This window comes from Bremerella alba, assembly GCF_013618625.1.
Classification (GTDB): Bacteria; Planctomycetota; Planctomycetia; order Pirellulales; family Pirellulaceae; genus Bremerella; species Bremerella alba.
Genome location: NZ_JABRWO010000002.1, coordinates 505,290 through 519,585, shown reverse-complemented (window position 1 = coordinate 519,585; position 14,296 = coordinate 505,290). Strand labels below are relative to the sequence as shown.

General features: G+C 54.8%; 10 protein-coding genes. 1 reads left to right on the top strand and 9 read right to left on the bottom strand.

Annotated features, from left to right (window positions below):
• Window positions 1-191: 191 nt before the first annotated feature.
• On the top strand, window positions 192-902 hold the full coding sequence (locus tag HOV93_RS26570; protein ID WP_207395411.1) for a BON domain-containing protein: 711 nt from the start codon (window positions 192-194) through the stop codon (window positions 900-902).
• A gap of 1,029 nt (window positions 903-1,931) precedes the next feature.
• Here the strand turns inward: HOV93_RS26570 and HOV93_RS05240 are convergent.
• The 9 genes from HOV93_RS05240 to HOV93_RS05200 all read right to left on the bottom strand — a co-directional run bounded on the left by HOV93_RS05240 (window position 1,932) and on the right by HOV93_RS05200 (window position 14,295).
• A complete protein-coding gene (locus HOV93_RS05240; protein ID WP_207395410.1) occupies window positions 1,932-5,657 on the bottom strand; it encodes a secretin N-terminal domain-containing protein in 3,726 nt (1,241 codons plus the stop codon).
• Between the two features lie 268 nt (window positions 5,658-5,925).
• A complete protein-coding gene (locus tag HOV93_RS05235) occupies window positions 5,926-7,122 on the bottom strand; it encodes a cadherin repeat domain-containing protein (RefSeq protein ID WP_207395409.1) in 1,197 nt (398 codons plus the stop codon).
• Window positions 7,119-8,729 carry a type IV pilus biogenesis protein PilM gene (gene pilM / locus HOV93_RS05230; RefSeq protein ID WP_207395408.1) on the bottom strand — a complete coding sequence of 537 codons (1,611 nt, stop codon included), beginning with the start codon at window positions 8,727-8,729 and terminating at the stop codon, window positions 7,119-7,121. Before pilM ends, HOV93_RS05235 begins: the two co-directional genes overlap by 4 nt.
• A gap of 63 nt (window positions 8,730-8,792) precedes the next feature.
• Window positions 8,793-10,367 carry a type II secretion system protein GspK gene (locus HOV93_RS05225; RefSeq protein WP_207395407.1) on the bottom strand — a complete coding sequence of 525 codons (1,575 nt, stop codon included), beginning with the start codon at window positions 10,365-10,367 and terminating at the stop codon, window positions 8,793-8,795.
• Entirely contained in the window at window positions 10,364-11,353 is a 990-nt protein-coding gene (locus HOV93_RS05220) for a hypothetical protein (RefSeq protein WP_207395406.1), read from the bottom strand. Before HOV93_RS05220 ends, HOV93_RS05225 begins: the two co-directional genes overlap by 4 nt.
• Window positions 11,353-11,835 carry a type IV pilus modification PilV family protein gene (locus tag HOV93_RS05215; RefSeq protein WP_207395405.1) on the bottom strand — a complete coding sequence of 161 codons (483 nt, stop codon included), beginning with the start codon at window positions 11,833-11,835 and terminating at the stop codon, window positions 11,353-11,355. The genes HOV93_RS05220 and HOV93_RS05215 overlap by 1 nt, the downstream gene beginning before the upstream one ends.
• 1 nt (window position 11,836) lies before the next feature.
• Window positions 11,837-12,496, bottom strand: coding sequence for a prepilin-type N-terminal cleavage/methylation domain-containing protein (locus HOV93_RS05210; protein ID WP_207395404.1), 660 nt, complete (start codon window positions 12,494-12,496; stop codon window positions 11,837-11,839).
• A 121-nt stretch (window positions 12,497-12,617) separates the two neighbouring features.
• Window positions 12,618-13,028, bottom strand: coding sequence for a type II secretion system major pseudopilin GspG (gspG, locus tag HOV93_RS05205; protein WP_207395403.1), 411 nt, complete (start codon window positions 13,026-13,028; stop codon window positions 12,618-12,620).
• Window positions 13,029-13,089: 61 nt separating this feature from the next.
• Window positions 13,090-14,295 (bottom strand): type II secretion system F family protein, encoded by a 1,206-nt coding sequence (locus HOV93_RS05200; RefSeq protein ID WP_207395402.1) that lies wholly within the window; start codon window positions 14,293-14,295, stop codon window positions 13,090-13,092.
• Between the last annotated feature and the right edge of the window lies 1 nt (window position 14,296).

The window sequence follows — 14,296 nt, the reverse complement described above, 5'->3', positions numbered from 1 at the left end:
CCGCATGCATTGTGCCGGCAGGTGCTGTCCAACGAGGTATAAGCAGTAGATAGCGTCGATACTAGAAGTAACCATCCCCGCGCGGAATACGAAATTCACTTGGTATTACCAGGCTTTTTCGCGATAATGGGGATCGGTATTATCTGGCGCGGTTTCAGTTGACCAAATGTTCGCCATAAACGAGAGAGATTATGCGATTTAACCGAATTGAACCTGTTTGCGTGGCAATCTGCGGTGTACTCACTTGTGGACTGACGTTTGCCAATGCTCAGGGGCAGTCTGTCAATTCCGACACCGTGCAACAACCGACTACTGGTTTCGGTTCGAGCTTTAACTCCAATTCTGGCGGAACGATCAGCAGTCCGGGGACGAATATGTTTTCGACGCCGCTGCCTCAGCCTTCATTCGGGAGTGACTCGTCGAGCGGTACAAGCGGTCTGGGAGGTACCACCGATTCCAGCGCGGCTTCTGGATTGACTCAGCAAAACCAGCTCAATCCTTTTGGAGGTGGTACCACCGGGACGGGGCAGCTCGGCTTAGGTGCTAACTCGCGGCGAAATAGCAGCTTCGGTGCTTTCGGAAACCTGTTCAACAATCAGGCGTTCCAAAACGGCACCGGGCAAGATGACACGCCCCGTTTGCCGACCAAATTGACCGTGAAATTCAACTATCCGCAAGTCCCGTCCGCCCTGGTGAATACCGACATTACTCGTCGGATTCGCAAGATCGGTCGTTTTCCAAACGTTATTGTGAGTGTGGAAGACCGGGTGGCCACAGTGTCGGGGATTGTGGAGTCGGAAGATGATTTGCGGTTGGTCGAACGGTTTGTGTCACTGGAAGTTGGTGTGTCATCGGTAGTGAACCAGATTGAATTGCAGGAGCCATCACCGGCAGATCAGTAGCCTGAGGGCCGTTTGCCAGGTAGTTGCTGAACGATTTCGAGTTCGCAAAGTCTGGCCGGAATGTTTGCAGATTGACTCCTGGCTTTAACTGCATCGACTGAGGGGCCCGGCTCTGATACGGACCCCCGCGATACTGGGCGGATGCTTGGTCCATTAGCGGCTGGCTCGGCTGCTGTGGCATCGCTGGCTGCTGTGGATACTGAGACGGCATCATTGGTTGCTGCGGATAGTTCGCAGGCATCATCTGTTGCGGCATCGCTTGCTGGTTAGTTGGCACGGCGTTACGCAATCGCTCTTTCATCGTTGATGGTAGCGAAATCGTTGTCGTATTTAGCTGCGATGCTTGTCTCTGGTGCCCTTGAGGCTGCATCGGTGGTAGTCCCGGAGCAGCGTTCCGCTGGAAGTTTGCCTGGGCCACTTCCGGCATGAACTGATCGCTCGGACTTGGTTGGTATTGAGGTGAAGGACTAGGATTCTCTTCCTTCTTGGCAACACCCATTAGCAGGTGCTTGCTTTGTTCACTCATGATGAGTTGGCCGGTTGCTGTACGGAAGAACGGTGCGAGTGTGATTTCCTTCTGTTCACCCCCAGCACGGTCCCACGGTACCCAGAAGCTATACGAGTGTCCCAATTTGGACGCACTGTAGTGCGACTGCAGTTTCTCGGCTTCAAAGACGAACTTACGGTCAGGGCGTTCGTTATCGATATCACCGTGACGTACGTCGTCGTAACCGTAGATCGTCAATCCACCCTGTACACGAACGGGCTTTTGCGTCTCGTCATAGAAGTGAATACGACCGCCGAAGCCCCGCGTGGGTGGATCGTGGGGATTGTAGCGAACGGCGTCCTTCCACGTGACGACCATCTTCAGCGGAACTTTGTATTCCGGTTCTTCATCTTCCCAGGGCATGCTTGGCATCTTGCCTAGCGAAGAGCAGCCGCTCGCCGCCAGAACCGTCAGGCAAACCAAACTCAGCGCGAATGCAGTACGTTGCATGGTTGTGATTCCTTGTTGTTCTTTTGCGGAGGTTAGCGAACCGGTTGTTGTGGCATAGTTGGTTGCGAGTATTGTGAATACTGCGACGGATGGCCTTGCTGCGGTTGCTGAGCCGGAGGTTGTTGAGGGTAGCCTTGCCCAGGTTGCTGCTGCTGGGGTGGCATTGTCTGGTAGTTCTGCTGGAAATTCACCGGGCGAACTTCGACCGGCTGCATCACTGCAGGCTGTGGTGTTGCACCGGGCGGCATGAAGCCTGGCGACCCCATTTGCGGCAGTTGCTGGTTGGGTGGAGGAAGGGGACCACGCGGAGGATCCAGGATCGGGGCGTGATACCCAGGCGGAATCACTTCCGGCAGTCCGGCCGGGTTTTCGTCAGGATGAATCGCGATGATGCCATCGTCCATCGGCATCGAAGGATCGATACCGTACAACGCTTCCGGCCCGTAGACTTTGGCCACGTCCGCCAGGCACCAGCTCATGCGGCACATTTCCTGCTCTTTCATGTAAGCCGCTTCCTGATCAGAGCGTACAACGATTGGCGTGATGATAATCAGCAGTTCGCTGCGTTGAGCGTTGTAACTGTCGTAGCGGAACAACCGGCCCAGCAGTGGTACGTCGCCCAGGAGCGGAACCTGGCGATTAACAACTTCGGTGGAATTCGAGATCAAACCACCGAAGACGATCGTTTGGCCCGAACGAGCACTCACCACGGCCGTTGCCGTTTGCGTATCGATACGCGGAGAACGAATCACGTCGCCGTTTTCGTTGATCGAGATCGGAATACCATTCGCTTCTGAACCAACGGCAGAGCGTTCTGCCTGCAAGGCCATTACGACGACCCCATCTGGGCTGATACGGGGTGTCACGCTGAGGATGATCCCCGTGTTGATCAGTTCGGTCGTGTTGATCGTGCCGTTGACGGTTTGTTGCGTCGAGGTAATGTACGGTACGCGTTCACCCACCTGGATAAAGCCGGGTTGGTTGTCCATGGTCATGATTTGCGGACGAGCGAGCACTTCAAGTCGGCTCTCTCGTTCTAAAGCACGCACCAGGATGTTGACCGATTCGCTGGCGGCCGAGAAGACGAAACCACCATAACCTAAGTCGTTATTGACGCGGCCCAGGGCAAAGTTGGTCAGGCCTTGGCTTGCGACGGCACCGGCGGTGGCCAGACTCGCGGCACTCGAACTGTTGCCCAGCGTCTGGTTGTTGAAGTTATAGCCAGGGTCAAGCGTTCCTGAGGAAACGACACTGCGGTCAAACAACACCGAGTCTTGCAAGCCCAGCTCGAAGCCCAGCTCTTCCAGGTCGTTCAAGCGAACGTCTGCGATCAAGACTTGCAGCATAACCATCGGAGGTCGCTCGTCCAGCTCACGTACAATTTCTAGGACCTGGTCGAAGTAGCGAGGTGTCGCGCTGATAATCAGGCTGTTGCTGAACAATTCAGGCACCACGATCACTTCACGAACCAACTGCTGGAAAGGGCTGACAACCGAAGGATCGAGCGTTTGTAGGCTGCTTTCCTCGGAAAGTAGAGCCGTTAGCGATTCCGCGACCAAGTCGGCCCGAGCGTTACGCAGACGCACAACCGTGCTCTTACGCTCGGTGACCTCGTCTTGGTCCAAACGAAGCAAAATCGCTTCGACGACAGTCAGGTCGGTGGCAGAACCAGACGCGATGATGCTATTGGTTCGGGTATCGACCGTGAAGTTCAGCGGAATCAGGCTCGATTCGCCGGTGCTGGCAGCCTGAGGCGTAAAGAACGCATTCGTTGTTCGGGCCTGATTGTTGGCCGACTGAACAGTTTGGAACAACTCGTTCAACATGGTCGAGAGCTGCGTCGCGTCGCCATTGACGATAGTGAACACTTTGATCTGCGACTCCGCCGAAGGCTGGGAATCCAGATGCTTCACCAGGGCCAACACCAGTTCCATGCTGTGTTCGGGAGCCTTGATGATGAGTGCGTTTGAACGCGTGTCAGCGGTTACCTGGACTTCGTTCAAGATGCCGGACCGCAGGATTCTCTTTCCTTCAGTATCAAGGGTCATGAACGAAAGCATGGCCGCACGAACTTCTGCCGTCGACTGAGCTTGCTGCTGGTTGCCGCCGGTGGTCGTCGATCCGGTAATCGCTTCCTGCAGGATAGGAGCAAGGTCTTCTGCGACCGAGTTGCGTAGCTGCACGATTTCCAACTTCAGCGTCGATTCGCTCGTGGGAACATCGATTTGCTTGAGCAGATATTCAATTTCTATCATGTCGCGCGGACTTGCTGCGACAATCAGCGAGTTGCTACGAACATCAGACGAGACACGAACGCGTGTGCCCAGAGCGGTTGGTTCGGTATAGAACTCTGATAGTTTGGTCTGTGCTTCGGCGGCCGCCAGATTCTTCAGAGGGAAGACTTTCAAAGCGTTGGCGGGGCCGACGGGTTGATCGAGTTTATCGATCAACTCCAAGATGCCTTCCACGCTTTGTTCCCGGCCAATAACTAAGATCGCATTGGGCCGGTTGAGGGCCGTAATGGTGACCTGCCCATAGCGAGCATTCAGGAGACTTTCGTAAAGCTCGTTGATCATCGTCGCGACAGCTTCACTATTGGCGTGCAGCAATTCGCGGACTTCGATAACCGGTTGAGTCTCGACGCTCAATCGTTCGATATCGTTGATGATGTTGGTGATGCGTTCTACGTCGCGACGATGGCCACGCACGACAATCACATCCAGGCCTTCGAGAAATTCGATCTGCACGGGTCCGATTAGCCCGCCATCTTCTTCTGGGCTGATCGTGAACTGAGGATTGTTGGGGTCTGGCTGATCCGGAATATCGATCGGTTGCCCACCTTGCGGCTGGCCGATGATCTGGGCGGCGTTATCGTCTTCGTTGGCGTTGTCGGCGGCAGGCTGTTCAGCATCCGGTTGGAAGATCATCGCAGCCAAGTCGCCACTCCAGCGAAGCTTCTTCTTGCCAGCGACGCCTTTCAAGGCTTCAAATACTTGTTTTTTCGCCAAGCTGTTTTCGGCATCACGTAGCGGATCGAGTGCCTTTTCGACGTTGTCGCGAGATGCGTTTCGTAGCGAAACGAGCGTCGTTCGGTAGGCGTCGCTGTGGGAAGGGGTGTCCATTGCACGGATGACTTCGCCCCAGCTGCGAGCCGAATCTGACTGGCCACGAAGAATGGCCGTTCCTTCGTTGCGATAAACCTGAAGGCTCACCTTCTTTTCGGTATTGGTTGGCAACGTCATCATCACTAGGGCCCCTTCGGCCGAAATGCTGACAGGAATTCGCTGGCCAACAAGCCGCACGAGGCCAGATTCAAGGGATTCCCCTTGGAGGTTGTTGAGCTTGATTTCAAGTTCAACCAAGCCATCGCCCAGGTCTTTGCTGCGTTGAAACAATGGTTTGGGGGGAGCCGGTTTCGGCTGCTTAGCCTCAGAACGAACGCGTAGCTCCGAGGCGTTCAGCTCAACAGATACTGCATAGGCCTGATAGCCAGATTGCTTCACGAATTCGGCAATCTGCGATTGAACAGCGTCTGGGGCGTTGACGATGAGTTTTCCAGAGGATTTGTCCCCGTGGATTACCACGTTAGGCTCTCCCGAGAAAAGCTGCTGGAGAACACCGGTTAGGTTTTCCAGCTTGTCGGGAGTGATTTGATACGACTCCACGCTGGCAGCGGGCGTCTGCACCTGTGCGCTGACAGGATAAGACATTACACCACTAACAGCGACGACGAGCGTGCCGATTAGTAAACGTGTCATTTTTAATCGATCGAAGGGGCTGACCATTCGTTGTCCTCACTTGCATTTGCGCAGCTAAAAAGCTGGAATACCGCGCACCTCGCACTACATGGAATTTTCGGTAGTACACGAATTACCCCTACACTGAAAACAACCGTTACAAGCGATAAAATTTCGCGCCCTGTTGGACTTTGACGACTGGCGAACCCTCGGTAAAAGAAAAATGCCGCCAGCTAGCTGGCGGCATAGTCGATTTCTGATGGTTTTCAGGAGCTTGAGGAGAGATTGTTTAAAGCTCGCCAGCTGGACCCATGGTAGTGGCATCGGCGAGTGGTTGGCCAATCGAAAGAACGCGTAGGTCCCCTTCGATTTCGATAACCACTTCACGGTCCTTCACGTCGATGATTTTTCCCTGCAGGGTTCCAACCGAGAACGTGTCGCCGGGGCCTAATCTCAGCTTTTGGTTCTTAGGACGGTTATTGAGCCAGGCCTTAGGTTGACCACCGACCGCGACCGTGCCGGTCAGGTAGGTGAACTTCGCCTCATCAAATTCGGGACGCTTCGGCGTTGTATCAGGCATCGGTTCTGGCTGAGGCTCGACGACCTTGACCAAAAGCTCTTGCGTCGAGCTTTTGGGGGGAAGGCGACTATCGCGGGCCTCGACCGTGATCTTGTATTCGCCCAGTGCATCCGGAGTCCATTGAAGCGACCCTGTCTCGGAAAGCTCGACCCCTGGCGGTGGATCCTTACCCAGGAAGAAGGTCACACGGTCTTTGCGATCGGGATCGCTGGCACTCAGGCGAAATCGTAAAGGCCGTTCCAGCTCGGCTTCGACCTCTGTTTTCGAGGTGAACAGAGGGGGCTTGTTCGCCGGGGCAAAAATATTTCGCTGTAGGATGACGTCGGTATAGTCTTTCAGATTGCCATGGGCCAACTGTGGAAGGCGAATGTCTTCCGGTTGAGGCACTTCATCGGTTCCATCCAGGCTAAGCACGGTGACATTCATCGAGATATCGAGTAGCTCAGATTCTTTAACAGGAATGATCGTCAGCTTGCTAAATTTATGCAGAATGTTGAACGAATAGAATTCGTAAGTGAACTGGACCAACTGTTCCATCGAGGCTTGCCCGTTGATGGTAAACATGTGTTGGTAGTGATTGCCACCACGGCGGCCATTGAGCGGTTTGATCACAACATCGTCGAAGCCAGTCGATTCCAGCGTTTCCCGAAGTCGTTCTTGATAGAAGGACTGGCTTGCACGGATGCTCTCTGGCAAAGCGTGTTGGCGGTATGTGATCAGTCGATCCATCGCCATATCTGCTTTTGCCTCGACAAACTTTTCGTCATCCAGGCGTTTCGAGAGGGTCTCGATCTGTCGATCGCGACTGCTCAACGCATCGGAATACTGGTTCATAAAGTAATAGCCACCGACAACAAGAAAGCTAACGCCTACCAGGACGGCCAAGACACGTTCGCGCTGGGTCATGACTGGTCTCCTGTGGTGTTAACCGTGTCGGTCGTTGGATCGGTCGGTTCGGCGGCTTCCTTGGGGGCATCCGTCGATACTTCGTCCGATTGGCTTGATTCTTCTTGTGCCGATTCCGCCTCTTCGGTCTCAATCGGATCTTCACGCGGGGCGAAGCGGTCGGTGCCGTCGGGGGTGATGGTTACGTATTCCTGAAAGCTGATCGTGTAATTGTCGCCGTAAACACGTTCCTGCGACCCTTTGCCGAGAACAGCGTGATGCTCGTCCATCAAGCTTGTTTCGATTTTACGAATCACGGATTGATCGGCCACGTAGCCTTCCAAAGCGGTGGTGCCACCTTCATTATTGTTGGGCTGCATGTGAACGCGTGTTGTGATCATTTCGTCGGCAGACGGAAGTTGCTTGGACATGCGATAAAGTTCGTTCAACCACTGCACATCGGCAGTCACCCATCGATCAATTTCGATAACTTCTTCTTCCAACTCCACTAGCGGCTTGTTCGATTTCTGCAACTTGGCGATGTCTTCTTTCAAGCGGACGATCTCAGCGTCACGCGAGGAGATGCCGCTGTACATCAGATAGGTAATCATCACCACGACTGCCGCCGCCGCTAGGCCGGCCAACGCAAAGATTCGTTTGCGATCGGGCGGGTCAGGTTTGCGTCGTGGGTTTAGGAAGTCGATCTTCGCATGGTGCGTCGAACCATCGGCAAGCAGCATCCCGATCAGCCCGCCGAATTGGCTGGCGACTTCCGGAGCAACCTCGACGCTGCTCGATACGTGTTCCGCGGCCAGGGGATCGAGAAACTCAACGGTTGTCTTGAGATCGACCCCGAGCGAACGCCATTTCTCAGGAGCAGTGGGTTGTCCGAGAATAACAATATGCGTGATCGGTTCGGAAATGCTCTTCGATTGAGCGGCGAGCATCGTCCGGCGAATTTCGCCCTGCAGAGCTTGAACGTAGTGATCGCTGTTGGATTCACCTGGCAGTCGGGTCGAACGAGTCAGAATAACGTCGGCCTGACTGACCACCGTCAGCTCGACGCGATCTTCGAGGGGCTCGACAATTAGGAACGTCTGCCCGGTAAGCTTCGATTGACTGGCAACCAGATGGGCCGCACCGAACGAGCGAACATAAAAACTCTGCGGTTGGATCTGAGCGTGATCGCAGATCTTCAGGCAAGTTTTTAGGGTCTTGGCGGAAATCGCAGCGGCATGGACACGCGACTTCCCGTCGTCGGCCGCTGGCATCTTCACGAAATCGACGACGCCATCTTCGCCCAGGTTGGTGCACTCGCGGATTGCTTGATAGCGGACGATGTCCGGAAGTTCGTCATCCGGAACCGGCGGAACCGCAACGACCTGAAGCTCGATCGATGATCGGTTGATCCCCACCAGCGTAGGCAGCTTGCTTAGCCCGAGCGCTGCGACCTGATCTGTCAGCAGACGCGTAACGCGACTTTCGACCGAAGCGGGGTCGGTGCCTTCAGCGGGGATGGAAAGCGGAAAGTGCAGGGCTTGATCAACCACGATGCTCGACCCGCGCTGGCGGGCAACCACCATGCGGAGAGAACGCGAGTCCCATTCAATTGCGAGTTTCTTAGCCATAATTCTATTGTATTTCGCAGGGTTATCTGTGGGTGCCGAAAAATGTTCGGCAGACCATAGAAATCAGTTGATTTGTCCGTCGTCGATCCCCAGTTCGACGCCCAGCACTTCCAAGGGGTGCCCTCGACCGAGTTCGGAAATATCACGCCATAGCATGACCTTGGGTTGGGGCTGGGTCGCGTCGATTACGACTTCCTGACGGCTAAATGCGCTACCATCCTCGAAGTAGCCGACCACTTGTGCTCGATAGACATCTCCGCCGGCACAAACAAACGGCGACAGCGAAAGCATCTGCTCGGTAGTGACGATGCCGCGCAATAAAATCCAAGTCTCGTGACGCGTGATGGGATCTTCCGGGTCGGGAACCGGCAGACGCTGCTCGAGGATCTGCCCGGCGATTTCTTCATCCATGCCAGGGATTCCCAAAAGTACCTCGTAGGGTGCCTGATTGATATTGATTCGCCCTGGGATCACGGGAGAAGGGTTGATCGTCATGCTGTCCATCATGCTCGGCAGATAAACATTCATCGCTATGATGCTGTCCTCGAAAGGAGACTGCATGTTCACCGTGTTGCTGCCTTGCTGCACATCGACCGAAGCCCCAATCAATTCCAGCACATTGTTGATTTTAGTTGAGCCTTCCTGCGAAAGGTCGAGACTGACCGAACCACCTCCGCTTCCTCCTCCGCTGCTGCTACTGCTCTGGCTTCCGCCGTACAGGCGATACGCGCAGATGAAATCGGCATATTCGACGGGGAAAATAGCAGAGATATTTTCGTGCAGGGCCTGCAGATCTTCTTCGTTCAAGTAGATCTTAGGCTGTCCTGAAGCGGAGTAGTTCTTTTCCATGCTCACCAGCGTAAGGTAAGACGACCAACCAAGGTCAGGAACCAACTCGAGCATTTCCATTGCCTGCTGGTCGCCGTCAGCAGGGGGTGCCCACTCGTGGTCGTCGACCATACCGCTACGGTTGGTATCGCGACCGAACAAAAGCTCTGGCGTCACTCCACGCACCAGAAGAAGTTCTTCAACCGTTTCCAGCGGACCGTTCTTCGGGTTGTACGGTGGGTCGAGCGTGTTGTAGTAATCGAATTCTGCCCCGAGTTCTCGTGTCTCGTCATCTTCGTCGATATAGTCGAGAATGCAGTCAGCAATCTCTTCATTCATACCAGGCAGGGCTAGAAGCAGTTGACGTCCCGATCCTTCGGTTTGTCCTTCGAGCATCAGCAATGCATTCAAGTTGACGCGGCTTGATTCATCTTCCAGTCCGAAGCGAATACCTTCGATGGAACCGTCCATGTTGAGGGCCGGGGCAAGGACTGAAAACCGTCCCCGAGATTCGGAAGTATCATCTGGATAGACTAGAATCCCACGCATAAAGTCGGGGTTGTCGTAGATGCCCCCTTGTTCGTCGATCAGGTCTTGCTCTTGTTCGAGGAAGACATTCAGCATGGCAATGCCGCTCTCGGCCACATTCCGGGCCTGAATCTGACGACCGGTCAGGTGGGTGGCTTTGTTTTCGATGAACATCAACTCGGTGTAGGCATAGGCCGAAAGCGTGATCATCATCACGACCACCAGCACGACAAACAGCACCGCGCCACGTTTCGATCGAAGGTGTGTCTTCGAGGTGCTCATAGTGCGGCATCCTCACTAAGCGTATCGGTCGATTCGGTCTCTTCTTCCGGTTCGTATGCTTTGGCGGTGGGAAGGCGAATGAGCCGCCGGTAAACTTGGCCCACAGGATTGGCTGCATCTTCCACCGGCACCTCGACGGCACCGTCGGTGAGCAACGCCTGGGTAGTGTCGTGATCGCGAATTGCGATGATTACATCTACCGCCATCGGGAGTCCGCCCATCGTTTCCGAGTCCCATTCTTCGACCCACTCGTAGCCGTCGAAGTATCGGAACTGCAACAGGGAGACTTCCGGCGCGAGAATCTCGGCGGAAGCATCGAGGCCCGCTGAATCACCGTTGTTCAGCGCGTATTGGGTAACCGCACGATCGAGCTCACGACGTACCAAGCCAAACTGCGTTTCTGTGATGCCAGCGTCACCAACGGTTCCGTGCCCTAACGAGGACACACCAGGTTGCATGAGGAAATAGGTGACGGTCTTGACGTCGCTAGGGATATCGCCAATTTCACGGTCGCGGAAGCTCGTGTACTGCGGGTCGTACTCGTCGATGCGAGGAATGCGGCTGATATCGACCTGAAGCTCGATGGCGTTTCCATACAGTCCGATGGTTGTCGGGAGAACACTCGATGTCGCGAGTTCTTGCGTGTTGGAACCTGCCAAAGCGTCCACGGCCATGGTAGGGTCGATGCCAGCGCTCGCAGCCATGCCCGACAAGTCACCAGCACCGCTGGTAAGGGAATCCGCAGCGAGGGTCTCGACCGCCGAGAAATCGATTTCATTCTTCCAGATAGCACTTCGCAAGTCGGTTTCCATGCGACGCATGACTGCCCGGGCGAGCTGCGCCTGCTCGATACTCGTTTGACTGTTGGTAACCTGGAAAAGATAAAACTGAATGGCGCCCCCAAGGGCCATGAGGATCAGCACCGAAAGGGATGAAGCGAGGATCACTTCCAAAAGGGTGAAACCAAACTTGGATCGGCGTTTCATTAGATGGCCCCCCCGACTTCGAGCGGAGCACCATCGCTGGATTCAGGAAGCTCTTCGAGTGCCAATTCCGGATCTCGCATCCACCGGACAATTTGGAACGAATCGTTTTCGGCGGCCGACTGAGCGCCGGCGCGACGGACCTGGACGGCAACCATGATCAGGCCATCGACCGGGGCAGGGTCCCAGTTGATGCTGTACACCCACGGCGTGTCTTGTTCGATCGAGAGCGTGGAAAGGTCGCTTGTCATGGTGACATTCATGTCGGTCACCGGATCAGGAGGAATCAGCCCTAACGCGATCTCTTCCATGATGGTTTCAGCAATCATTTGGGCCTCGGTCAAACCTTGGGCTTGCCGGGCATTCTGAAAGCCGAGACCAACCAACTGGCCCAGAAGTGCCATGGAAACGGCTAAAATGGTAAGTGCCAGGATGACTTCGATAAGGGTGAAACCTGACTGCTTGGGATGTTTGGTTGCAATCATTTCAATCAACACCCCCTGTTTCAAGATCAGGATCTTGAATGCGAGCAATGCCCGTCAGGCCTCGCAGCTTAACGGACGTGACCGTCCCTCCGTTGCCGCGAAGAAATACCGTGGCATCCGAAGCGGTGCCGTCTGGATAAAACAAGATGGGGCGGGACCAGCCACTGACATCCATGCCGCTTCCTTGCTCTTGTTCTAAGGTGTAGCTGCGAATGTCGGCTTCGATATTGTCGCCGGCAAAAACGACCCCTTCTTCCAACATTCCATTAATCGTTTCAGCTTCGGCAGAATCGAGGACCACGCTCGACACGCCGATCCCCTGGCTTGTTCCGGCCAGGTTGTTTTCCAGTTCGTCGCTACTACGAACGAAGGGGGCGACGGCGAAATTGCTGGTCTCTTGCTGAAAGCGAAACATGCGGATGCGGCCAGATTCCATCGCTTCGACGCGGGCCCGCATGAATTCCGTCTGGACCTGCTCGGCCGAGATGGTCAGGCGATGTCCTTGCAGCGAGTTGTAAACCGCTGGCGTGCCCATCCCCACCAAGACGACCAAGATGGCCAACACCAAGAGCAATTCCAGCAACGTAAACGCTCCTCGTTCACCGGCAGCGGCAGGCTGCGGTGCTCGACGAATGTCTCGCGTTGCTGGTAAGTGGATCAAAGGAAATAACCTGATGTTTTATACGGCAGGTGCCATGGCCACATCGGCGTGGCACGATCGGGTCGATGCGTGTTCACGCCGACGCGGGCATGGCACCCACCTTGGCTTTCAAATTGGGAAGTTAGCCGTTGATGTCGTCTTCGGTACCGCTGGCTCCGTCAGGACCCATCGACCAGACCTTGTAGTCTGCACCGTTGACTTCGTACTGATATTCGTTTTCCCACGGATCCATCGGGATGGTGTCTTCTTCCCAGTACGGACCTTTCCATTTGTTACTTTTGTCGTCCGAAGGCTGGGTAATCAGACCGTCAAGCGATTCGGGGGCTTTGTTCATGTTCAATTTATAGAACTTGATGGCGCTCTCGATGCTTTCGACCTGAGTCTTGGCGGCCTTTTCGAGGGCTTGCTTTTGGACACCAAACACCGAAACACCCACGATCGAGCCGAGAATCACCAGGATCACTAGCACCAATAGAACTTCAATGAGCGTAAAACCGGCTACCGCACGGCGGCGACGTCGCGAATGGGTCATGAATGTTTACTCCTTACAAATCGGGTGTGTTTGCTTACGAAAGCGCGATGAATTGTTTTGACTACAAAGCACTGCTCATCCGGAAGACGGGCAGCAGCAAAGCGATCACGACGACCAGCACAATGGCCGCCATGACCAACAACATGATTGGTTCTAACAAACGAACGGCCAGGTCGAGCCGACGTGTAGTTCTTCGTTCCAGGCCGTCGGCTATTTCGACCAAAACGCGATCGAGCGAGTTCGATTCTTCCGCGACACTGATCATTTCGACAACGGTCTTGGGGAAATAGCCGGAACTGCTCAGCGGCGCGGCGAGCGATTCACCGGATGAAATGTTTTCGGATGCCTCTTCAATCGCCGTCGCCAGGATGCGATTGCCTGCCGCTTGGCGGCTGATCTCCAGAGCCCTCAGGATGGGAACTCCGTTTTTCAGCATGGTTCCCAGCACTCGGCAGAACCTTGCGACGGACAAATCCAGGATAATCGAGCCAAGCAGAGGAACTTTGATTTTGAAATAGTCGAGTCGGCGCTTGCCATTTTCTGAGTTTAAGGCCGCTCGGAAATAAACGCCCAGCCCAATGAACCCTATTAAGATAAACAGTCCATAGCTGTTCAAGGTTCCGCTGAACCAGAGCAGCCAGTCAGTAATTGCCGGCAATTGACCACGTTCTCGCAAGCGAGAAAACATTTCTTCAAAGCTCGGCACGAAGAACACGATAAGAAATGTCAAAATAAGCGAGCCCACGACGGCCAGGAAGATAGGGTAGGCCAGCGCGCTCAGTGTACGACCTTTAAGGTCTTCCTGTTCTTCGGTAAATGCGGCCACACGTTCCAAGGCGTCTTCCAGGAAGCCACCCTCGGCGCCGGCGCGGACCATGTTGATCGCCATGTCGCTGAAAGCTCGCGGATGGCGAGCCATCGCTGAGTCCAGCGGCTCCCCTTCCTCAACTCGACCGCGAATGTCATCCAGGACCGCTTTGAGGGCTGGATTCGAGGCCTGATCGTTGAGCACGTTGAGCGATCGCATCAACGGCACACCACTGCGGACGAGCGAGGCTAATTGAGCATAGAAGTTGGCCGCTTGTTGGGCACTAACTCGCTTGCCACCAATGCGAAAACGAGTCCCTTGTTTTTCCAGCTTGACTTCGATGGGAAAGAGGCTTTTCGCATTGAGCGAATTGATTACTTCCCCTTCCGTCTGCGCAGCAAGCTTGCCAGAGACCTTTTGGCCCTGCAGGTTTCGTGCGACGTAAGCGAAGTCTGGCATG

Coding starts and splice junctions, on each gene's coding strand:
- HOV93_RS26570 (WP_207395411.1), top strand. CDS start 192: ATGCGATTTAACCGAATTGAACCTGTTTGCGTGGCAATCTGCGGTGTA.
- HOV93_RS05240 (WP_207395410.1), bottom strand. CDS start 5,657: ATGACACGTTTACTAATCGGCACGCTCGTCGTCGCTGTTAGTGGTGTA.
- pilM (WP_207395408.1), bottom strand. CDS start 8,729: ATGGCTAAGAAACTCGCAATTGAATGGGACTCGCGTTCTCTCCGCATG.
- HOV93_RS05225 (WP_207395407.1), bottom strand. CDS start 10,367: ATGAGCACCTCGAAGACACACCTTCGATCGAAACGTGGCGCGGTGCTG.
- HOV93_RS05235 (WP_207395409.1), bottom strand. CDS start 7,122: ATGACCCAGCGCGAACGTGTCTTGGCCGTCCTGGTAGGCGTTAGCTTT.
- HOV93_RS05215 (WP_207395405.1), bottom strand. CDS start 11,835: ATGATTGCAACCAAACATCCCAAGCAGTCAGGTTTCACCCTTATCGAA.
- gspG (WP_207395403.1), bottom strand. CDS start 13,028: ATGACCCATTCGCGACGTCGCCGCCGTGCGGTAGCCGGTTTTACGCTC.
- HOV93_RS05200 (WP_207395402.1), bottom strand. CDS start 14,295: ATGCCAGACTTCGCTTACGTCGCACGAAACCTGCAGGGCCAAAAGGTC.
- HOV93_RS05220 (WP_207395406.1), bottom strand. CDS start 11,353: ATGAAACGCCGATCCAAGTTTGGTTTCACCCTTTTGGAAGTGATCCTC.